Origin of the sequence: Bacillus sp. JJ1127, from assembly GCF_036965845.1 — a bacterium.
In the GTDB taxonomy this organism is placed as follows: Bacteria; Bacillota; Bacilli; order Bacillales; family Bacillaceae_G; genus Bacillus_A.
In genome coordinates this window covers 25225-45968 of sequence record NZ_JBALQK010000009.1, presented here as the reverse complement: position 1 = coordinate 45968, position 20744 = coordinate 25225, and the positions used below count along the sequence as shown (strand labels likewise).

The following is a 20744-nucleotide window of genomic DNA, read 5'->3' as shown; positions in this document are numbered from 1 at the left end:
CTTCCTATCCCATGCCAAGTGAAAGCAAAGAGAGAAAATAAGTAACGGTCACCTTTTTTCTTCGTAGCAGCAACTTATATGCCGAAAAATCAAAATGAATTTATGTATTATATAAGCAAAGGTAATTTCATGATTGCTTCTTCTACAGAACGGACGATATGATGCGCTTTTCCCTTTACATATGGGTGGGCATGATGAAGGGTAAAAGAATGCGGCGTTACTGCAAACATAGAAATATCATTAAAAGAGTCCCCAATGCAAGCCACTTCATGTGCTTCAATTTTCAAATGCTCCATCAAACGTTTCAAAGCACTTCCTTTACTCACGCCCAGTGGCATAATATCAACATAACGTTTTCCAGAAATAAAAATTTCAGCATGCTCATGAAATGTTTCCCTTAGTTCTTGATCCAATGTCACAATCTTTTCCTCTTCTCCATACACAAATAACTTTGCTGGATGAACTGTTTTACCAAATTCCTCCCCCAGTGTTTCTATTTCAGCAATATGTACGCCCATATAATCTTCAAAAGCATGATGGTGTTCATTTTTCTTTTTCGTATATCTTTGCTCTTTTGTACACACGATATCAGCTAGCCTTTTGTGATGTATATATCGATATATTTCCTGGGCAACTCCATCATTAAATTTTGATTCATGGAATATTTCCCCATTCGGTAATAACATTGTAGCCCCATTTAATCCCGTCGTATAATATGGAAAAGTGAACCTCCTAACCGCATCGTGAATTCGATGTGTAAAACGACCAGAAGCGAAGCAAATATTCGTCCCTTTTTCCGCCAGCCAGCAAAGTGCCTTTTCATCTTCCTCATGCATATGGCTCACATTATAAACCAGTGTATCGTCTAAATCACTTACAAATAATTTAATCATGCCCTCTTCCCCTTTCATACACAATGTCTACTCTAAGTGTACGAAAAAAATGTTGTTTTTTTGTTAAAAAACAATAAATTTATAATAAAAAATAAGCAGGAAGATAACCCTGCTTATTTTTGCCTGCGTATATTTTGCGGATGTACAATACTTGGCCTTACTTTCAAACTAGACATCGTTGGGCGTAATAAAACTTTCGTTAACGCCCCCCAATCAAACGGTAGGAACGGCCATAAGTATGGTGTTTGTAAACTCTTAATGGATGTTAAAAATAGAATCAATATCGTCATTCCAATAACAAATCCCATTCCGTGAAACAATCCGGTTAAAATAATGACAAATAATTTTCCAAGCTTATTTCCAAGTCCTAATTCATAGCTTGGCGTTGCATATATCCCAATCATCGTAACAGCTGTATATAAAATAACTTCTGGAACAAATAAGCCAACATCAATTGCAATTTGACCAATTAAAATTGCTGAAATCAATCCAGTAGCTGATGATAATGGAGTAGGCGTGTGAATGGCTGCCATTCGTAAAAATTCAAGCCCAACATCAGCCATCAGAACTTGTAACAAAATAGGCAAATGTGTCATTTTATTTGGACCAATGAAAGCAAGCTTCTCTGGCAAGAGTGTTGGGTCAAATACAAATACTAACCAAAACGGTAATAAAAATAGAGAAAATAAAATACCTATAAAACGTATCCATCTTAAAAATGTACCAACTGCAGGATTTTGTCTAAACTCTTCTGCATGCTGTACATGATGAAAATATGTTGTTGGTGTAATCATAACGCTTGGAGATGTGTCAACAATGACTAATACGTGCCCCTCAAATAAATGATTCGCTGCCACATCTGGTCTTTCCGTATAACGAATAAGCGGAAATGGATTATAACCTTGTTTTACTATAAATTCTTCAATCGTCTTGTCAGCCATCGTAATTCCATCTACATTAATATTCTCTAGTTCTTGTTTAATAATCCTTACTAACTCTGGATTTGCAACATCTTGAACATAAGTAATACAAATATCCGTTTGTGATCTATTCCCTACCCGAATAATTTCATTTCGCAGACGTGGATCGCGGACACGTCTTCTAATCAATCCTGTATTTACAATAATATTCTCTACAAAACCATCTCTTGACCCGCGCACTACTTTTTCTGTATCTGGTTCTGTCGGTGTTCGTCCTGGATAACTACGAACATCGATTGCAAAGGCCTCTGTTTCACCTTCCACAAAGATAATAATAAGTCCCGATAATACTTGTAGCATTACCTCATCCATCGTTTTTACTTTACTTACTTGTTGATGAATAAGACGATTTTCTAAAAGCTTAACTGTATCTTCTTCAACATCTCTTATTTCATTTGTATCTACTGCTTCTTCCAAAATGTGAATAATGTAGTTTGTATCACACAATCCATTTACAAACAATACACCAATTTTTTTATCAAGAATTTGAAATTTACGAATCCCAACATCAAATGTGACGCCCAGCCCAACTGTTTGTTTTAAGTAATTTTCATTGTCACTTAAAAACGAAGAAATAGGAATACTAACTTTTTTCTTTTTCGTCATAAAACCCGCTCCTTTCTAAAATTAATTGAATTGCTTTCTTTGTAATGGGCGACCCTCGCTCCCACTCATCATTGCCACACATCTTTCCAATATCGCCAATCCCAACAATAACAGGAACCTTTAGTTCATCTAAACAATAAATCGTATCCCCATTAATCCTGCCAATTTCGCCGTCAGGTAGCCCAAATTTATCAACACCGTATTCTGTTAACCTTCCCCCTCGGTCTACACTGACATCCACACGTGCCCATTCCCAATGGTGTGTATTAGATGCAACAGCTAAAATGCCAAGAACATCAATTTGTTTATGCGTCGCCACATATTTTAACGCCTTTTCTCCCGGACCTTCCCCAATAAATCCACTATCATCAAACATGACAAATACAGGGTCATATGGCGTTTGCATAATAAGCTCAACAATCTTCTGTCCTGTCAATTTAGTTGGATTGCTCTGCGATGCCGAAATACATCTTCCGCCAAATTCCTTTGTTAACAGCTCAATTGCTCGCTTCGCATATTCATCTCCATCTGTCACCAAAATAACCCTTCGTCTCATTTGATTTATCCTTTCGGTTTACATATAAGTGCCACAAAAAACGCAAATAATATCGCCGCTGAAATCCCTGCGGAAGTCAAACTAAACATCCCAATTCCTATTCCTAAATACCCATGTTTTTCAGCGGCTTGTAATGCCCCGTGCAAAAGGGAATGCCCAAAGCTTGTAATGGGAACTGTCGCCCCAGCACCTGCAAATTTTATGAGTTTATCATATAGACCAAAGCTATCTAAAATAGCTCCAATTACTACAAAAGTTGCCATTAAATGTGCAGGCGTTAATTTTGCAAAATCCAATAAAAGTTGTCCTACTACACAAATAGCTCCTCCAACGATAAATGCATATATAAAATCCACAATTCACCCCCCTTTTACTCTTTCAAATACAACGCCATGTGCAATTGTCGGGATTGTTTCTTTTTGATGCATCATAATCGGACTTAATAACGCTCCCGTTGCAACTACAAAAATACGTTGTAAATTCCCTTTTTGCATTTCTTGTAGTAAGTGTCCGTAAGTCACAACCGCTGAACAAGCACAGCCACTACCACCTGCAAAAACTTCTTCTTGATCCGCGTCATAAATCATTAATCCGCAATCATTATATATAGACCCGAGCTCATACCCTTCCTCAAATAAAAGTTGTTTCGTAATTGGCGCTCCAACCCCCGATAAATCACCAGTAACGATCAAATCATAATCTGCCGCACTTCTCCCTAGATCTTCAAAATGCTGTCGAATCGTATCAGCAGCAGCCGGTGCCATCGCCGAGCCCATATCAAAAGGATTGGTAATTCCGAAATCTTGTACTTTTCCAATTGTTGCGGCCGTTATTTTAATATCACTGTGCTCTTTGCTAATTAAAACTGTCCCTGCCCCAGTAACAGTGGAAGTCGCTGTTTTCGGTCTTTGCCCACCATACTCTGTCGGACAGCGAAATTGTCTTTCCGCAGTTGCATTATGACTACTGACTGTAGCGAGCACGCGGTTAGCAAATCCCCCATCAATAAAAGCTGCTCCAAGCGCTAAAGTCTCCATCGATGTAGCACAGGCACTGAACATACCTAAAAAAGGAATCCCAAGCTCACGAGCAACATAATTTGCTGTCACCGTTTGATTTAATAAATCCCCTGCTAAAAAAAAATCAATCTGCGAATTTGATATATTCCCTTTTTGCATAGCCTGCTGAATTGAATCGCTCATGAGTCTTCTTTCAGCGAGCTCCCAATTTTTCTCCCCGCAGTGTAAATTATCATATGAAATGTCAAAATACTTTCCAAGAGGACCTTCTGCTTCTTTTGGACCGACAGCCGTACCCGTTGCATTCACAAATATGTGATTTTGAAATACCCATGTTTGCTTTCCTGTCAATCTCATATCTATCCTCCTTTACGACATCAAAAGTTTAAACGTATATCGAATTAAACCAACAATGTATGCCCCAACAACACCGAACACAATTACACTCCCAGCAAGCTTAAACATATTTGTAGCAATCCCAAGGACAATCCCTTCACTGCGATGTTCCATTGCAGCGCTAGCCATAGAATTTGCAAATCCAGTAACAGGGACCGCCGAACCAGCCCCTCCAAATTGCCCGATTTTGTCATATACACCAAATCCGGTTAATATCGCTGACAATAATACAAGCGTTGCTATTGTAGGATTCCCGGCATCTTGCTCACTAAAATGAAAATAATACATATAAAACTTCATCAGTACCTCTCCCACTGTACAAATAAGCCCTCCCACAACAAACGCCTTTACACAATTCATCACATAATTTGACTTCGGATGATAATCTTTCACTTTATTTATGTAGTCATCTTTCAACTTTCTTTGTTTCATCTTTATACCGCCCTCCTACTCGTTTTGCTAGCATCAATGACAACATACGTTTTATCACGATCTGTAATTTTATAGACAAATTCATTTTTTATGTTTTCAAGTACACTAGCATCCCCAGCTATTTGAGAGATATCGGCAATCTTTACTGCATACGAAGGGGATACCTGTAGACCATTTCGCATTTTGAGATAGATTGTTTGTTCCAACTCTATTCACCTCTTCACTATTCCTCGTAGTTGTAGTATGGTTTCTGGAAAATTTTCTAATACAACTTTTTTCATAAAAAAAATCGAATAGATGTTATTCATCTATTCGATCCTTCATCTGTTTTAATATTTTCTTTTCCAGCCTCGAAACTTGCACTTGGGAAATCCCAATTCGCTCTGCTACTTCTGATTGAGTTTGATCTTTGTAATAACGTAAATATACAATTAAGCGTTCACGTTCATCTAACTCTCTAATCGCTTCTTTTAAAGCAATTTTATCAAACCATTTCGTTTCTGCTTGATCTGCAATTTGATCCAAAATTGTAATGGGGTCTCCATCATTTTCATACACCGTTTCATGTATTGAAGATGGGGCACGGCTTGCTTCCTGCGCAAGAACAACCTCCTCTGGCGTTAGTTCAAGCGCTTCTGCTACCTCATTAATAGTTGGGGCTCTCCCATATTCTTTAGACAGCTCATCCTTCATTTTTCGAATTTTATTTCCAGTTTCTTTTAAAGATCGGCTTACTTTCACCGATCCATCATCACGCAAAAATCGCTGTATTTCTCCAATAATCATTGGAACTGCATAGGTTGAAAATTTCACCTCGAAAGATAAATCAAATTTGTCTACTGATTTCAAGAGGCCGATGCAGCCAATTTGAAATAGGTCGTCTGGTTCATATCCTCGATTGAGAAAGCGCTGTACAACCGACCATACGAGACGCATATTACTTTGAACTATCGTATCTCTCGCCCCTTGATCTCCATCTTGACTTTTTTGAATTAACGCTTTTAACTCGTGGTCCTTTAGCTGAGGTTTCTTCTTCTCATTTCTGACCTCTATGTCCATAGGCAATTCTCCTTAATTGCATAGAGCGTTACTATTTGATAAGTATTTTGTCAAATGGATTGTTGTCCCGAAAGATTCGTTTGAAATAACTTCTACTTCATCCATAAAATTTTCCATGATAGTAAATCCCATTCCGGAACGCTCTAATTCAGGTTTAGTTGTAAAAAGAGGTTGTCTTGCTTCATCTAAGTTAAAAATGCCAACCCCTTCATCTCGAATCGTGAGTTTCACCATTGCTTCTTCCAAAATCACTGAAATGTAAACAACACCTTCTGCATTCCCTTCATATCCATGAATAATTGCATTCGTAACTGCCTCAGACACAACTGTTTTAATCTCTGTCAATTCTTCCATCGTTGGATCCAATTGTGCAATAAAAGCAGCAACTGTAACGCGAGCAAACGATTCATTTTGACTTAACGCTGAAAATTGAAGGTTCATTTCATTTCTCATCTATGCCACCCCCAATGTCGCGAGCGCATGCGCTTCACTTTCTTCTAAACGAACAATTTTAAATAAACCTGACATTTCAAATAAACGTTTGACAGGAGGTGAGATTGCACAGACGACCATCTCCCCTCCTAAACTTTTCACATGTTTATATCGTCCTAATATAACACCAAGACCAGAACTGTCCATAAATGTTAAATTTTCTAGGCTTAATACAATATGATGAACACCATGCGTCTCGATCATATCGGTTACTTTCGCTCGCAACTCTTCAGCAGTATGATGATCTAATTCACCCGCTAGCCTAACACATAGGACATTACGCTTTACTTCTAAATGCATGGAAAGACTCACACGATTTCCTCCTTATGCTCAAACTTTACTCATTTACATAAGATTTTCGTGAATATAAAATAAGAATCCTTCCTCATGACAAAAGAAGTACTATTTCGCCATAATGTGTAAACTTCAGCAATTATTCTACCTTTTTCATGTATGCAGGTAGAAAAACGGCAAAATTTTTGCCGCTATTTTGATGTTGAAAACATTCCAAAACTTCTTTTAAATAATTCCCACCAGCTCGCTGCAGGAATATCTTCTCTCGCTACGATTGTCTGCTTTAATAAAATATTTTTATCTTTTTTGATGACAAGTGTGCCAAGTGCATCGCCTTTTTTGATCGGTGCTTTTACTTTCTTTTCAGCGATAACTTCTTGTTTTACCTTGTCCATATTCTCACCTTTCTTCATAAGGAGAGAAACATTATCTGATGCAACTAAATCAACCTTTTCCTTCTTACCTTTTCCTACTTGTACCGTCTTAATCTTTTCACCGCGCTTATACAATTTCTTTGTCGTATATTGTCCAAACGCATAATCAAGAAGCTTTGTTACTTCGTTGTTTCGTTCTTTTGATGTAGGTGCTCCCATTACAACAGAAATAACACGCATTCCATTTTTCTCAGCCGATGCCGTTAAACAATATTTTGCTTCTGTCGTAAATCCTGTTTTCACCCCATCTACTCCCGGGTAAAAACGAACTAATTTATTTGTATTGACGAGCCAAAACTTTTTCTCCGTATTTTCGCGTAAATAATCTTCATATTTCCCTGTATATTTCCGAATGAGTGGATATTTCATCAATTCTTTCGCCATAATTGCCATATCATTTGCAGTTGAATAATGATTTTTCGCAGGAAGGCCTGTTGGATTTTGGAAATGTGTATTTTTTAATCCTAAATCCTTTGCTTTTTTATTCATCATGTTTACAAAGCCTTCTTCCGAACCAGCAATATGTTCAGCAACCGCAACAGATGCATCATTTCCAGATGCAATGGCAATCCCTTTTAGCATTTCATTTACTGTCATTTCTTCTCCAGGCTCAAGAAAAATTTGCGACCCTCCCATGGAAGCTGCGTGTTCACTTGCTCTGACTTTATCTTCTAGTTTCAATTTTCCTTTTTCAACTTGTTCCATAATTAATAGCATTGTCATAATCTTTGTCATACTAGCAGGTGGTAACTTCTCATTTGGATTTTTCTCAAATAAAATTTTACCCGTATCTTGCTCAATCACAATTGCTGACAATGCTTCCTCCGCTAACTTCGGCCCTGTTTCTACTTCTGTTTTCTCAGCCCCTTTTTTCTCGGACTGTGCAAATCCAACCGAAGTACCGGAAAAAAGCACCATGAAACAAATAAGTATTCCAAAAACTCGCTTCATGACTAACCCTCCATTCTATATCAAACCTATTTTTTCCAATTAATATGTTTTTATACCATATTTTTCTATTATTGTATTGACAAATCACCTTACTGTATATATCGTATTAAGTGTATTACGCATAGTAGTACACTTAATACTCATCAGGAAGGAGACATTGCTCTTGCATATTCAACTTGATCCAAGAAGCAACACTCCGATATGGGAACAAATTGTTCAAAATATAAAAGAACTCGTATTAAAAAACATGTTAGCTCCAGGCGATAAGCTTCCTTCTGTACGCGAGCTCGCTTCTTTGCTCGTTATAAATCCAAATACAGTTAGTAAAGCCTATCAAGAATTAGAGCGCCAAGGAATTATTGAAACATTACGAGGAAAAGGAACATTTGTATCTCAATCGATTACCCCGACATTAGACGAAAGGAAAATCGCTATGGTTGAAAAGCAATTTCATCAATTACTACTAGAAGCTTCTTATCTTGGGATTACAAAAGATAAAATTCACGATTGGATAGATTCATACTACAAAGAGATTGGAGGAAATACCGATGCTGAAAGTGACGAACTTGAAGAAAACAATTGATAATCAAATCATTTTAGACGATGTTTCTTTCACATTACAAAAAGGTAGTATCGTCGGATTACTCGGAAGAAACGGTGCAGGGAAAACCACTTTATTACGAACGATGGTCGGCATTTTAGACCCAGATGCAGGAATTGTTACATATGAGGATACAGATATTCATAAACATCCTGAAGTTAAGCAAAAAGTTGTATATGTTCCGGATTCTACTAACATACTGAACGGATATACAGTAAAAGAAATTGTGAAGTTCTATAAAGCCGTTTATACAGCGTTTGATGAACAATATTTCTATGAACTATTAGAGCGTTTCAATTTACCAAACAAACGCATTCGTAGTTATTCAAAAGGAATGAAAGCATTACTCGCTATCATTTTAGCTTTTTCAGCTAAAGCAGAATACATCCTTTTAGATGAACCGACAAACGGACTTGATCCTATCGTAAAAAGACAGATTCTACAATTTCTCGTTGAAGAAGTAGCAGAGAACGAAATTACAATTTTCATCTCTACTCATCATTTAGATGAAGTTGAAAAGATTGCGGATACGATCATCATTTTAAAAGATCATACAATCGCTTCTATTACATCACTAGATGATGCAAAATCACGATTTGCAAAAATACAAGTTGCTTATGAACGTTCATTACCTCAAAAACTAGAAAACTTAAGCAATATTAAAATATTAAATCAAACAGGAAAAGTGTATACGATTTTAATCGAAGAAAATGTTGCTGCAACACTTGAGAAGTTTTATAAAGAGCAACCAATACTTATTGAAGAATTAACAATGTCACTTGAAGATGTCTTCGTTACGACACTTGAGGGGGATGTTTATGTTTCATAAGGCGTTATGGATGTGGAATTGGAAGCGCGGGAAGTATGCTGCGTTACTATTTTTCTTGAGTACACTTTATTTTTTATCTTATGAATACTATCAAGCTGCAGAGGAGCAACAGTCTCTCTTTTTCCATCCAGAAAGCATGGGGGAAAAACAGTTTTATTATCATTATTCTTTTTATTCTTCTAATAGCTTTTGGTTGAGTATTATTGCAATTATCCTATCCTGTATATTAATTGGCTGGGAGCGAAGTAATCAAAATGAGAATTTATTTATGACATTGCCATTTAAAAGGCGTGATATGTTCTTATCAAAGTGGATTTTCGGTACATTTTTCATTGTAATATCACTTCTTATCAATTGGGGTCTTATGTATTTTATTTATAAGTCTACGATCCACTTTAAATATCAATCGTTCGAACCGTTTCATCGATATTTTCTTTATGCAATTTTTTCATATGTTGCTATCTATACTGTCTCTTTATGTATTGGTACATTTACTGGCAGTGTTATTTCACAAAGCATCTTTAGCATTACTTTTTGCGTAATGGGAATGGGAATCTTTTCACTCTTACTCTTTTTCTTTACGGTTCACGCTGATGCAATACAAGGGGATAAAAGTTATGCAAGTTCTGAAAAAATTTATAAACTCGATAAAAAAACCGACATTTCAAGTGCTATATTAGATTTTTCAATTAATTATAATTATCATCCTAGTGCCCAATCGTATGAAGAGCATGGAAAAGTGATACAGAGAGGCCCTACTTCTCATAGTTACTACTCTGCCAAAGTAATTCTTGTTTCTATTTTCTATACAATTTTCGGCTTACTTCTTGGCACATTTCTTTACACGAGGTCACCGAATGAAAATAATAAGAAAATCTTTATTTTTCAAAAATACCGCTCAATTTGGATATGGAGTGCTACCATATATTTCGCATTAATAGGCGGCCGAATGTTAAATCATTTTAATTTGTTATTTAGTTACTATGTTGGATTCTTTTTCGCTGGACTGGTCACTTATTTTGTATTATCACGTCTTACAAACTATAAAGTTTTTTAAAGGAGAGATCCTATGTTTCAAAAAGCATTATGGATGCACACATACAAGCAAAGTAAATATATTGTTTGGCTATTTTGGTTAGTAAGCTTCTATGTATTATCATATAAATATTATTTAGCAGCTGCAGAGCAACTAAACTTTTTCCATGAAAATAATAAATTGAAATATATATTCCGGTACACTTATCACCTTTCACTTGTTGATACTATCATGATTCAAGGAGCTGTCCTCATTGCATTAGCCTGTGTTCTTATTGGATGGGAGCGTCAAAGTCAATCAAGTGATTTTCTATGGGCTATGCCATTTAAACGGAAAAATCTCTTTATAACAAAATGGCTTTTTGGTGTGTGTAATATTGTAGCTATCGTTATATTGAATTGGGGACTTTTTGCTATTATGAAAAAAACTACCTTTCATAATAAGTATCAAGTATTTTCACCATTTCATACTTATTTCTTATACATGGTTATTGTCTTAATTGCTATTTATACACTCGCATTATGTATAGGAACAATTGCTGGTAATATTGTCTCACAAGGATTCTTTACCGCTGCTATACTTGGATTCCCTTTTATTTTTCCTACTTTAATTGTTGGATTTATTTCCATCCATACAAATATGGCCCCTTATACAATGAGGAACGTAGATGATTTGTATACAGGCATAATAGAAAAAGGGAGTATTTTAGCACCAGCACGCGGATTCAATATTGATTTTAATTATAATCCTCAGCGTGCCTATACTGATGAGCATGGCGTACGTCATAACGAGCCAGATTTCACGCACATTCCTTCAGCGAAGAAACTTATTGGCCCAATCGCTAACATACTCATGTTATTTCCTTTAAGTATGTACTTATATACAAGATCACCTAATGAACAAAACGGAAACTTTCTGTTATATCCACAACTCAATAAAATATGTATGCTATGTTGTGTAATATTTATTGGAATGCTTGGAGGAATGCTAGCAGGAGGAGGAATGGTAGCAAGAGGAATAATGATAGGAGGAGGAAGCCACGCTATCTTGAAGTATTATATTGGTTTCATAGGAACTAGTACGATAATCTACCTACTATTATCTCGCTTATTAAAACTTAAATTTTCTTGGCCTGTGAAATAACTTCCTCACAACGAGGAGGTTATTTCACATTCTCTCTCCTATCCCCATACACCATCTCTTCTTTCATCCCAAACCCATCACCGTTCTGTACAATTTGGTCTGTCGGTGCGACTACACTTTCAGCAATCCTCCACTCCCCACGTTCTTTCACAAATACTTGGAGAAAGTAGTTCATCCCATTTAATTGATATGGATTTTCTTTTTTCACATGATAGCGTACAGCAATGTAGTAAACTTGAATATTTTCTTTTCCCGCTTTTGATACGTATTGTGATAATCTCGGAATGTACATAGATGCGTTCTTAAATGACAATTGCTTCGCTTTAATAAGCGATGAACTCGTTACATTACGCAATGTGTCTTGATTGCGGATATTATCACTATGATGAAATAATACTGCATTTTGCATGGAGCGAACCCATAATTTTGAATATAATACAGGGTTATCATTTTCAATGTATTTCACTTCTTTTTGTACAACTTGAATAGGTGTATCAGCATACATTAATGTATTAAAGCAGAAGAAACTTCCAACTAGAATGATAAGTGCAAAAAAGTGTTTCATAATTTTTCCTCCGATCTTTTTAATTAAAGTATCGGAGTTTCAAAATATTTTTATTCAAAGAAAAAGGATAGGAAAGCTCTCGCTTCCTATCCTCATTTATTATAATACGCGGCCAAATAGCTCTAATACCATGTCTATCTCTTGGTCGCTCCAATCTTTAAATTTCTCTTTATAGTACTCTTTACGTACAGCCTCAAGTTTTTCAGTCACTTCTTTTCCATGTTCTGTAATCTCTAGATACACAATACGTCGGTCTGAATTAGAACGTTTTCTCGTTACAAAGCCTTTTCGTACAAGACGATCTGTTACAGCAGTAATATGGCTGGATGTTACGTTTACTTCACTTGCAATTTGTGATGCCATTTGTGGACTCTTCAAAAATAATGCACGTAATACAGAGAATTCATTATATGGCATATGTTCTGAAAAACGTGTATTAATATCATTTTGTAATAAACGTATCATCTTTCGAAATGATGCAGATAAATCTAAAATCAGCGCTTCTCTTTTTTCGTTCACTAGCCTCGATCCTTTTTTATCATATTTGTACATATTATAATCTATACATGCCTATGTTGTATATGTTTTCTTTCCTTTCGATTCTCAATTATGTAACTTTTTACATACAATTTTCTCTCTTTTGCTCATATATATATAGAAAGGATGGTGAGCGAGAATGCAAGGTGGGATGAATCCATATTTACCTGATATGCGCAGTAGTGGGGGTAAAGAGGCAACAATTACAGTACAAGGTGAAGGAATTATACGGGCAAAACCAAATGTTGTAGTGCTAACAATTGGAATTAGAACCGACAATAAAAATGTAAAGCAAGCACAGGAAGAAAACGCAATACAGTCTAGACAATTACTCGATGCACTCAAGCAGCTAGGGATTGCAGATAAGGACATCGAGACCATTTCCTATACAATTACTCCCCAATACGAATATGTAAATGATAAAGCATTATTACAAGGTTATCGTGTAGAACATTTGTATGAAATTACCGTTTTAAACGTACAAAAAGCAGGGGAAGTATATGATATAGCTGTTACAAATGGTGCGAACGTAGCAAAAGGTTTACGTTTTCGGGTATCTCATCCCACTAAATATTATCAGCAAGCACTCCTGCAAGCCGTACAACATGCAGTAGAAAAAGCTCGTACCATTGCAAGTACATATAATCTAAATATTAATCCCGTCCCGCTCTCACTCACTGAAGAGTCAGCACAATTGCCGCGTGAAGTGATGGCTTACGCTACTTTACACGCACAGGCAGCTCCACCCATTCAATCAGGAGAACTAGAAATTGTCTCTTCTATCCGAGCCGTTTTCACTTATTTATAAGAGGATTTTTTAAGTAACCGCTATCATTTTTCTTGTTGTAAAAACACTATGTTCTGATATAATAAAGGACGGTGAGCTCTTTACAAAAGGGATATCACGGGTGGGAGAGGGATATGAAAAAGAAGGTTTAACATGAAAGGAATACTTGAAAGAACATTCAAATTAGACCTACACCACACATCACCAAAGCAAGAAATATTGGCTGGAGTGACGTCATTTTTCACAATCGTTTATATCATGATTGTAAATGCGTCAATTTTATCAGATGCCGGTATTCCGCTTGAAGCAGGAATTTTGGCAACTGTTTTCAGTTCATTTGTCGGATGTCTAATGATGGCATTTTGGGCAAATGCACCTGCCATTCTTGTACCCGGTATGGGTGTAAATGCATTCTTCACGTACACTGCTGTTCATACGCTCGGATTAACTTGGCAAGAAGCATTAGCAGCCGTCTTTATTGCTGGTATCATTTTTGCAATTGCCGCGTTTACACCAATTGCTCGCACGCTTTCATTATCAATTCCAAAGTCATTAAAGGAAGCGATTACTGTCGGCATTGGTTTATTCTTAGCTTTCATTGGATTGCAAAAAGGTGGTTTAGTTGTTTCGAATCCGAACACTGCTGTTGCACTAGGAAAATTAAGTAGTCCTGTTGTTCTCGCAACATTGCTTACTCTTATTGTGGCACTTGTTTTATTTATTCGAAATGTACGTGGGAACTTTTTATGGACGATTGCAATTGGAACTGGTATTGCATGGCTATTTGGTCTTGTTGATACAAGCCAAGTAGGAAGTAGCTCATTTTCATTCGCTAACTACGGGGATGTATTTGGAGCTATGTCATTTGGAAAACTCTCTTCCTTACCGTTTTGGATTGCAACATTCTCCTTAAGCATGGTGCTTATTTTTGAGAACATGGGACTTTTACACGGATTATTAGAAGATGATCGTAAATTCCCACGTGCTTATCAAGCAAATGCAATTTCAGCAATGACATGTGGTCTATTTGGTACAAGTCCTACTGTTTCAACAGTAGAAAGTGCCGCAGGTATTACGGCAGGTGGTAAAACAGGTCTGACGTCCATCATTACAGGGATGTTATTCTTTGCGTCACTGTTTGCTCTTCCATTTGTCAAATTAATTCCTAATAGTGCCATTGCGCCAATTTTAATTATTATTGGTGGTCTCATGATTACAAACATTCAGCAAATCCCTCTAAATGATTTTTCAGAAGGATTTCCAGCGTTTTTAATCATCGTTATGATTCCACTCACATATAGTATCGCTGATGGCATTGCGTTCGGATTTATCGCTTATCCTATTTTAAAGATTGCTCTTGGAAAGCATAAAGAAGTCGCACCGTCCATGTATATCATTGCATGCCTATTCTTAGCCATGTTTGTGTTACAGGCCATTGGCTAGTAGAAAACGCCGGGGGATTCCCGGCGTTTTCTTTACTTAAACCAACCCTTTTTATAAAACCACACCATCATTCCTCCGCCAATTAAAACCATAAGAGCTAAACAAATAAAATAGCTATATTTCCCAGCTAGCTCTGGCATATGCGTGAAGTTCATTCCATATACCCCAGCAATAAATGTTAACGGCATGAAGATCGTCGAGAAAACCGTTAATGTTTTCATAATATTGTTCATATGATGTGAGTTCAATGAAAAATAACTGTCCCGAATATCTGCTGTTAATTCTCGGCTAGCTTCAATCATCTCTGTAAGCTTTAGCAAATGATCATGTATATCCTTAAAATAAATTTCATGATCGCTTATCCCGTAAAAACGAGTTGAATTTAAAATACGATATAATAGGTCACGCATCGGTACAATTGTACGTCTAAGCTTAGATAAGTCTGTACGAATATCAAATACCTCTTCTAATACACTTCCTGCTGTCTCACCTGTTAAATTGTCATCAATAGCATTCAAATGATCTTCAATGTAGTAAACAGGCGCAAAGTAATCATCAACAATTTGGTCAATAATTGTATGTGCTACATGTAGAGGGCTCTTCTTAATACGTTTTCTCTCACCAAGCGTTTTCCACACTCTTTCAATCGCATTATTATGCGAGAAATGAAAAGAGACAATATAGCGATCACTAACAAATAAGTCAATTTCGTGTGGTTCTAATCCATCTTCTCCAAATGCATGAAGAACTAAAAAGTTATATCCATCATAGAAATCTACTTTTGGCCTCTGTACATATTCTACGCAATCTTCAATCGCAAGAGGATGGAATTTAAAATGGTCTTGTAAAATATATGTATACTCTTCTTTTGTTGGCTTATATAAATCAAGCCAATACCATATGATATCTTCTCTCTTCGTTTCTTCTAATGAAACATCGTATAACACTTCATCTTCTTTCGTTATTGCACAAATTTTAATCATAACTTCACCCATTATTATTATAAACAAAAAACAACAAAAAAAGCCAAGGAGAAGGCTCCTTAGCTTTTTTACTTTATTTTGTTACGATGCCATGCACTAGTTTCGGTGCATCTACATGCGCTGTCGCTATTTTCATGTTCTCATAAATTTTTGCTTTTACATCTTCTACGTTTTCGCGATTTGCGTAAATTGTAACAAGTGAGTCACCTTTTTTCACGCTATCGCCTACTTTTTTGCGAAGCATAAGTCCAACTGCTAAATCAATTTCAGATTCTTTCGTTGCACGTCCTGCACCTAAAAGCATTGCCGCTGTTCCAATTTCATCTGCAACAATTTCGGATACATATCCGTCTTCTTTTGCTTCTACTTCGATTTTATACTTTGCTTGTGGCAGCTTAGAAGGATCATCAACAACAGAAGCATCTCCGCCTTGTGCCGCTAAGAACATCTTAAATGCTTCTAACGCTTTTCCATTGTTCATTACTTCAATTAGCTTTTCACGCGCATCTTCTAAAGATGAAGCTTGTCCAGCAAGGTACACCATTTGACTTCCAAGCGTTAAACATAACTCTTCTAAATCTTTCGGTCCCTTGCCTTGTAATGTATCGATTGCTTCTTTTACTTCTAATGCATTACCAATTGCCTCGCCAAGCGGTTGACTCATATCGGAAATAACAGCCATCGTTTTACGACCAACGTTATTACCAATGCGTACCATTGCTTCTGCTAAACGCTTTGCATCTTCGTCTGTTTTCATAAATGCGCCTGCACCTGTTTTTACATCAAGTACAATTGCATCTGCACCAGCTGCAATTTTTTTACTCATAATAGAGCTTGCAATAAGCGGAATAGAGTTTACTGTCGCAGTTACATCACGAAGTGCATATAACTTTTTATCAGCAGGTGTTAAGTTTCCACTTTGTCCGATAATCGCAATTTTATTTTGGTTTACAAGACGAATAAATTCATCATTTTCAATTTCCACATGGAATCCTGGTACTGCTTCTAATTTATCAATTGTACCACCTGTATGTCCTAAACCACGGCCAGACATTTTTGCCACTGGTACATCTAAAGCAGCCACTAATGGACCTAATACAAGCGTAGTTGTATCACCAACACCACCTGTTGAATGCTTATCTACTTTTACGCCTTCAATCGCTGATAAATCAATTGTATCGCCGCTATTTACCATAGCCATTGTTAAATCAGCACGTTCTTGTTCATTCATATCTTGGAAGAAAATTGCCATTGCAAGTGAGCTCATTTGATAATCTGGAATATCACCGTTTGTATAACCCTCAACAATAAAATTAATTTCTTCTGTCGTTAATGCATGTCCGTCACGTTTTTTAGCAATTAGGTCCACCATTCTCATTGTGAATTCATCCCTTCATTTGTTTTACGATTGCTTTTACAAGCGCTAAGAAGTTTGCTTTTACACGCTCTGTTGTTTCAATTACTTCCTCATGATTAAGCGGTTGATCTAAAATACCAGCTGCCATATTTGAAATACAAGAAATACCAAGTACTTTCATCCCAGCATGACGCGCTACAATAACTTCTGGTACAGTTGACATTCCGACAGCATCGCCGCCAACTGTACGGATCATACGAATTTCTGCTGGTGTTTCGTATACTGGACCTGTCATCGCAACATATACGCCTTCTTGTACTTTAATATTTAAATCAGCTGCAACTTGTTTCGCCATTGCACGAAGATCTTTACTATAAGATTCAGACATATCAGGGAAACGTACACCCATTTCAGAATCATTTGGTCCGATTAATGGATTGTATCCCATAAAGTTAATATGATCTGAGATTAACATTAAATCGCCTGGCTCATATGATGTATTTACACCACCAGCTGCGTTTGTAACAACAACTGTTTCTACACCTAATTCTTTCATAACACGAACTGGGAATGTTACTTTTTGCATATCGTATCCTTCATAGTAATGGAAACGACCTTGCATTGCTACAACTGTAACCCCTTGAAGTGTACCGAATACTAATTGGCCAGCATGACCTTCAACTGTAGATACAGGAAATTCAGGAATTTCATTGTAAGGTACTGTTACTGCATTTTCGATTTCGTCTGCTAATACACCTAATCCAGAACCAAGGATTAGTCCTACTTGTGGCGTTTCTTGGAATTTCTCTTTTAAGTATGAAGCTGATTTTGTAATAAGTTCACGATTCATTTCATTTTCCCCCTTATTTTTTTAAGTCATTTAAGAAACTTGTTCCGTATTCTGGCATTGTTACACCAAAGTTTTCTGCTACAGTTGCACCAATATCAGCAAATGTTTTGCGAAGTGGTAATTCTTGTCCGCCATCTTTCATGCTTGGACTGTATACTAATAATGGTACATATTCACGCGTATGGTCTGTACCATGGTGAATTGGATCATTACCATGATCTGCTGTAATAACTAATAAGTCATCTTCTTTTAGTTTTTCAAATACTTCTGGAAGACGTGCATCATATTCTTGTAGTGCTTCTCCGTATCCTTGAGGATCGCGGCGGTGACCGAACATTGCATCAAAATCAACTAAGTTTACGAAGCTAATACCTGTAAAGTCCATATTTAATGTATCTACAAGCTTGTCCATTCCATCCATATTAGATTTTGTGCGAAGAGATTCTGTTACGCCTTCTCCATCGTAAATATCAGAGATTTTACCAATTGCAATTACATCATAATCGCTATCTTTTAATTCGTTCATTACTGTACGGCCAAATGGTTTTAATGCATAGTCATGACGATTTGGTGTACGTGTGAAGTTTCCAGGCTTCCCAACGAATGGACGAGCAATAACGCGACCTACCATATATTTTTCATCCAGTGTTAGTTCACGTGCAATTTTACAAATGTTATATAACTCTTCAAGTGGTACCACTTCTTCATGAGCTGCGATTTGTAATACGCTATCAGCAGAAGTGTACACGATTAAAGAGCCTGTCTCCATTTGTTCTTGACCAAGCTCATCAAGAATAGCAGTGCCAGAAGCAGGTTTATTACCGATAATTTTACGTCCTGTTTTTTCTTCTAACTCATCAAGTAATTCTTTTGGGAACCCTTCTGGGAACACTTGGAATGGTGTATCAATGTAAAGGCCCATGATTTCCCAGTGACCTGTCATTGTATCTTTCCCAGTAGATTTCTCTTGCATTTTTGTATAATAACCAAGTGGTTTCTCTACTTTAGAAATTCCTTTCATTTCACGGATATTGCCAAGACCTAATTTCATCATGTTTGGCATTTGTAATCCGTTCATATGTTCAGCAATATGCCCAAGTGTGTCAGAACCTAAATCACCAAATTTTTCAGCATCCGGTGCTTCTCCAATTCCTACAGAGTCCATTACGACTAGGAAAATACGTTTATATTTATTCATAACTACACCCTCCTATATGTTCAGTTCCACTTCTTGTAGTATGTTCAAAACGCTGTAAAGTGAAACTGCTATTAGTGAGAATTCTCTTTATTTCCCACTAACGAAAAATACTTCTTTTAGTTATTCTTCAACCTTCTTCGCCTTACTTTCAAGCGAAGTGAAAATTTCCTGGTTTTTCTAAGTCAGATGTCAGACATCTGATACAGGTATCATAACATGTTTACGCTTTCTTTTTAATACATTTTCGTAGAAATTCTTATTTTCTTCACACTTTCTATTGTAATCCATTCTGCAGAGAAGCGCTAATAAAATTATGACTTATTTCGTAATATTAAAATAAAAAACAGCTCTAAAGAGCTGCTTTTTATTTTACTTCTACTGTTTCTTCTTTATGTTCGTGAAGTTCGCCTTTTTTCACATGAACTTTTACTTTATAAGTACCAGCTTCTTTAAACGTATGTTTACTTTCATACTCGCCTTTGTTACCTTCTTTAGCTGGAACAAACTCATGCTTTTCAACGCCATCTTTCCAAATTTCAAGCTGTACTTCTGCACCAGTTAACGCTTCCTCTTTTTGTTTCAAATGAACTTTCATTGTTGATTCAGCATTTACTTTTATATCACCAGCCATAAGGTGAATCATTGTATCACTCTTATGATCACCGTGCCCTGCCTCATGACCACTTTCTTTCTTTGTATCCTCAACTTTTGCATTTCCTACAGCAACTTTTACTTCTGGCATCACATGCATTTCACGTGCGTTTGTATGTGCAATGATATGGTATACACCGTCAGATGGGAATGTTTTCTCAACTGCATAAACACCTTTTCCTTTATGTTTACCGTCTAACATTTCATGCTTCTCTTCACCATCTTTCCAAATTTCAAACTTCACATCGTCAGCATCCGTTACTTTTTCTTTTCCTTGTGTAACAAGTGCCTGTACTTCTGTTTTTTCATTTGGCTTAATTTCTTTCGGATTTGTTTGAACTGCTACTTTAACTTCTTCAATCTTGTCTTTTTTCGTTGATTCTTCTTTCTTTGTATTACAGCCAGCCAATGCTAGCATTGCGATAAATAAAGTAATTACAAGTTTTTTCATATTTATTTCCTCCTTCATACTTTACTTAGTATAGAGGAAATGCCTGGCCATATTCTAGCCTTCTGCTGAAAACAATGTACGAAATGTTTGTGAAGTTTTTGTGAAGTGCTCATTTTTATTTTCAAAATGCATTCTATAATTACTATATAAATCCATTTTAATTTTTCGACATCGAAAACTCCCTGCGATGCAGAATAAAAA

General features: G+C 36.5%; 23 protein-coding genes and 1 pseudogene. 6 read left to right on the top strand and 18 right to left on the bottom strand.

Annotated elements, in window-relative coordinates; translation table 11 throughout:
- Positions 1–107: 107 nt before the first annotated feature.
- From V7183_RS01805 to V7183_RS01755, 11 genes and pseudogenes are all read right to left on the bottom strand, one after another.
- Entirely contained in the window at positions 108–911 is an 804-nt protein-coding gene (locus V7183_RS01805; RefSeq protein ID WP_335358516.1) for a Cof-type HAD-IIB family hydrolase, read from the bottom strand.
- 95 nt (positions 912–1006) lie between these two features.
- The gene (locus V7183_RS01800) at positions 1007–2479 is read right to left on the bottom strand and encodes a spore germination protein (RefSeq protein WP_097896715.1); all 1473 of its coding nucleotides are present in this window, start codon (positions 2477–2479) and stop codon (positions 1007–1009) included.
- Positions 2457–3035, bottom strand: coding sequence for a stage V sporulation protein AE (locus V7183_RS01795; protein ID WP_335358515.1), 579 nt, complete (start codon positions 3033–3035; stop codon positions 2457–2459). The genes V7183_RS01800 and V7183_RS01795 overlap by 23 nt, the downstream gene beginning before the upstream one ends.
- Positions 3036–3040: 5 nt before the next feature.
- On the bottom strand, positions 3041–3391 hold the full coding sequence (spoVAE, locus tag V7183_RS01790; RefSeq protein ID WP_335358514.1) for a stage V sporulation protein AE: 351 nt from the start codon (positions 3389–3391) through the stop codon (positions 3041–3043).
- Between the two features lie 3 nt (positions 3392–3394).
- The gene (gene spoVAD, locus V7183_RS01785; RefSeq protein WP_335358513.1) at positions 3395–4411 is read right to left on the bottom strand and encodes a stage V sporulation protein AD; all 1017 of its coding nucleotides are present in this window, start codon (positions 4409–4411) and stop codon (positions 3395–3397) included.
- A 12-nt stretch (positions 4412–4423) separates the two neighbouring features.
- Entirely contained in the window at positions 4424–4882 is a 459-nt protein-coding gene (spoVAC, locus tag V7183_RS01780; RefSeq protein ID WP_335358512.1) for a stage V sporulation protein AC, read from the bottom strand.
- A 23-nt stretch (positions 4883–4905) separates the two neighbouring features.
- Positions 4906–5088: pseudogene (locus V7183_RS01775) on the bottom strand (stage V sporulation protein AA); the annotation flags it as partial.
- Positions 5089–5182: 94 nt separating this feature from the next.
- Positions 5183–5941: an RNA polymerase sporulation sigma factor SigF gene (gene sigF / locus V7183_RS01770; RefSeq protein ID WP_335358511.1), complete on the bottom strand. Its 759-nt coding sequence runs from the start codon at positions 5939–5941 to the stop codon at positions 5183–5185.
- 12 nt (positions 5942–5953) lie between these two features.
- On the bottom strand, positions 5954–6394 hold the full coding sequence (gene spoIIAB, locus V7183_RS01765) for an anti-sigma F factor (RefSeq protein WP_003200026.1): 441 nt from the start codon (positions 6392–6394) through the stop codon (positions 5954–5956).
- On the bottom strand, positions 6395–6745 hold the full coding sequence (gene spoIIAA, locus V7183_RS01760; RefSeq protein WP_097896731.1) for an anti-sigma F factor antagonist: 351 nt from the start codon (positions 6743–6745) through the stop codon (positions 6395–6397).
- Positions 6746–6918: 173 nt separating this feature from the next.
- Entirely contained in the window at positions 6919–8112 is a 1194-nt protein-coding gene (locus V7183_RS01755; RefSeq protein ID WP_335358510.1) for a D-alanyl-D-alanine carboxypeptidase family protein, read from the bottom strand.
- Positions 8113–8275: 163 nt separating this feature from the next.
- Between V7183_RS01755 and V7183_RS01750 the strand changes: the two genes are divergently transcribed.
- From V7183_RS01750 to V7183_RS01735, 4 genes are read left to right on the top strand one after another with little or no spacing between them, the layout of a single operon-like run.
- The gene (locus V7183_RS01750; RefSeq protein ID WP_097896734.1) at positions 8276–8695 is read left to right on the top strand and encodes a GntR family transcriptional regulator; all 420 of its coding nucleotides are present in this window, start codon (positions 8276–8278) and stop codon (positions 8693–8695) included.
- The gene (locus tag V7183_RS01745; RefSeq protein ID WP_335358509.1) at positions 8661–9542 is read left to right on the top strand and encodes an ABC transporter ATP-binding protein; all 882 of its coding nucleotides are present in this window, start codon (positions 8661–8663) and stop codon (positions 9540–9542) included. Before V7183_RS01750 ends, V7183_RS01745 begins: the two co-directional genes overlap by 35 nt.
- Positions 9532–10599: an ABC transporter permease gene (locus V7183_RS01740; protein ID WP_335358508.1), complete on the top strand. Its 1068-nt coding sequence runs from the start codon at positions 9532–9534 to the stop codon at positions 10597–10599. Before V7183_RS01745 ends, V7183_RS01740 begins: the two co-directional genes overlap by 11 nt.
- Positions 10600–10611: 12 nt before the next feature.
- Complete coding sequence (locus V7183_RS01735) at positions 10612–11721, top strand: ABC transporter permease (RefSeq protein WP_335358507.1); 1110 nt, start codon at positions 10612–10614, stop codon at positions 11719–11721.
- Between the two features lie 19 nt (positions 11722–11740).
- On the opposite strand, the gene V7183_RS01730 is transcribed toward V7183_RS01735, so the two are convergent.
- Both V7183_RS01730 and V7183_RS01725 read right to left on the bottom strand, forming a co-directional pair.
- Positions 11741–12286, bottom strand: a complete 546-nt coding sequence (locus V7183_RS01730; protein ID WP_335358506.1) for a hypothetical protein — start codon at positions 12284–12286, stop codon at positions 11741–11743.
- Between the two features lie 99 nt (positions 12287–12385).
- Entirely contained in the window at positions 12386–12805 is a 420-nt protein-coding gene (locus V7183_RS01725; RefSeq protein ID WP_141523169.1) for a MarR family winged helix-turn-helix transcriptional regulator, read from the bottom strand.
- A 157-nt stretch (positions 12806–12962) separates the two neighbouring features.
- Here V7183_RS01725 and V7183_RS01720 point away from each other — a divergent pair, with 157 nt between their 5' ends.
- The gene (locus tag V7183_RS01720) at positions 12963–13631 is read left to right on the top strand and encodes an SIMPL domain-containing protein (protein ID WP_335358505.1); all 669 of its coding nucleotides are present in this window, start codon (positions 12963–12965) and stop codon (positions 13629–13631) included.
- A gap of 132 nt (positions 13632–13763) precedes the next feature.
- Positions 13764–15053, top strand: coding sequence for an NCS2 family permease (locus V7183_RS01715; protein ID WP_335358504.1), 1290 nt, complete (start codon positions 13764–13766; stop codon positions 15051–15053).
- A gap of 32 nt (positions 15054–15085) precedes the next feature.
- On the opposite strand, the gene corA is transcribed toward V7183_RS01715, so the two are convergent.
- The 5 genes from corA to V7183_RS01690 all read right to left on the bottom strand — a co-directional run bounded on the left by corA (position 15086) and on the right by V7183_RS01690 (position 20543).
- Positions 15086–16048, bottom strand: a complete 963-nt coding sequence (gene corA / locus V7183_RS01710; RefSeq protein WP_141523170.1) for a magnesium/cobalt transporter CorA — start codon at positions 16046–16048, stop codon at positions 15086–15088.
- Between the two features lie 61 nt (positions 16049–16109).
- Positions 16110–17414: a pyrimidine-nucleoside phosphorylase gene (locus tag V7183_RS01705; protein WP_335358503.1), complete on the bottom strand. Its 1305-nt coding sequence runs from the start codon at positions 17412–17414 to the stop codon at positions 16110–16112.
- A gap of 7 nt (positions 17415–17421) precedes the next feature.
- Positions 17422–18243 (bottom strand): purine-nucleoside phosphorylase, encoded by an 822-nt coding sequence (locus V7183_RS01700; RefSeq protein ID WP_097896745.1) that lies wholly within the window; start codon positions 18241–18243, stop codon positions 17422–17424.
- Positions 18244–18256: 13 nt separating this feature from the next.
- On the bottom strand, positions 18257–19441 hold the full coding sequence (gene deoB, locus V7183_RS01695; RefSeq protein ID WP_335358502.1) for a phosphopentomutase: 1185 nt from the start codon (positions 19439–19441) through the stop codon (positions 18257–18259).
- Positions 19442–19805: 364 nt separating this feature from the next.
- Entirely contained in the window at positions 19806–20543 is a 738-nt protein-coding gene (locus tag V7183_RS01690) for a FixH family protein (protein WP_335358501.1), read from the bottom strand.
- Positions 20544–20744 lie beyond the last annotated feature (201 nt).

What these genes read in the sequence shown, in the direction of transcription:
- V7183_RS01705 (WP_335358503.1), bottom strand. Translation starts at nt 17,414, where the DNA reads ATGAGAATGGTGGACCTAATTGCTAAAAAACGTGACGGACATGCATTA.
- deoB (WP_335358502.1), bottom strand. Translation starts at nt 19,441, where the DNA reads ATGAATAAATATAAACGTATTTTCCTAGTCGTAATGGACTCTGTAGGA.
- V7183_RS01805 (WP_335358516.1), bottom strand. Translation starts at nt 911, where the DNA reads ATGAAAGGGGAAGAGGGCATGATTAAATTATTTGTAAGTGATTTAGAC.
- V7183_RS01735 (WP_335358507.1), top strand. Translation starts at nt 10,612, where the DNA reads ATGTTTCAAAAAGCATTATGGATGCACACATACAAGCAAAGTAAATAT.
- sigF (WP_335358511.1), bottom strand. Translation starts at nt 5,941, where the DNA reads ATGGACATAGAGGTCAGAAATGAGAAGAAGAAACCTCAGCTAAAGGAC.
- V7183_RS01800 (WP_097896715.1), bottom strand. Translation starts at nt 2,479, where the DNA reads ATGACGAAAAAGAAAAAAGTTAGTATTCCTATTTCTTCGTTTTTAAGT.
- V7183_RS01720 (WP_335358505.1), top strand. Translation starts at nt 12,963, where the DNA reads ATGCAAGGTGGGATGAATCCATATTTACCTGATATGCGCAGTAGTGGG.
- V7183_RS01755 (WP_335358510.1), bottom strand. Translation starts at nt 8,112, where the DNA reads ATGAAGCGAGTTTTTGGAATACTTATTTGTTTCATGGTGCTTTTTTCC.
- V7183_RS01715 (WP_335358504.1), top strand. Translation starts at nt 13,764, where the DNA reads ATGAAAGGAATACTTGAAAGAACATTCAAATTAGACCTACACCACACA.
- V7183_RS01740 (WP_335358508.1), top strand. Translation starts at nt 9,532, where the DNA reads ATGTTTCATAAGGCGTTATGGATGTGGAATTGGAAGCGCGGGAAGTAT.
- spoVAC (WP_335358512.1), bottom strand. Translation starts at nt 4,882, where the DNA reads ATGAAACAAAGAAAGTTGAAAGATGACTACATAAATAAAGTGAAAGAT.
- V7183_RS01730 (WP_335358506.1), bottom strand. Translation starts at nt 12,286, where the DNA reads ATGAAACACTTTTTTGCACTTATCATTCTAGTTGGAAGTTTCTTCTGC.
- V7183_RS01745 (WP_335358509.1), top strand. Translation starts at nt 8,661, where the DNA reads ATGCTGAAAGTGACGAACTTGAAGAAAACAATTGATAATCAAATCATT.
- spoIIAB (WP_003200026.1), bottom strand. Translation starts at nt 6,394, where the DNA reads ATGAGAAATGAAATGAACCTTCAATTTTCAGCGTTAAGTCAAAATGAA.
- V7183_RS01700 (WP_097896745.1), bottom strand. Translation starts at nt 18,243, where the DNA reads ATGAATCGTGAACTTATTACAAAATCAGCTTCATACTTAAAAGAGAAA.
- spoVAD (WP_335358513.1), bottom strand. Translation starts at nt 4,411, where the DNA reads ATGAGATTGACAGGAAAGCAAACATGGGTATTTCAAAATCACATATTT.
- V7183_RS01795 (WP_335358515.1), bottom strand. Translation starts at nt 3,035, where the DNA reads ATGAGACGAAGGGTTATTTTGGTGACAGATGGAGATGAATATGCGAAG.
- corA (WP_141523170.1), bottom strand. Translation starts at nt 16,048, where the DNA reads ATGGGTGAAGTTATGATTAAAATTTGTGCAATAACGAAAGAAGATGAA.
- V7183_RS01690 (WP_335358501.1), bottom strand. Translation starts at nt 20,543, where the DNA reads ATGAAAAAACTTGTAATTACTTTATTTATCGCAATGCTAGCATTGGCT.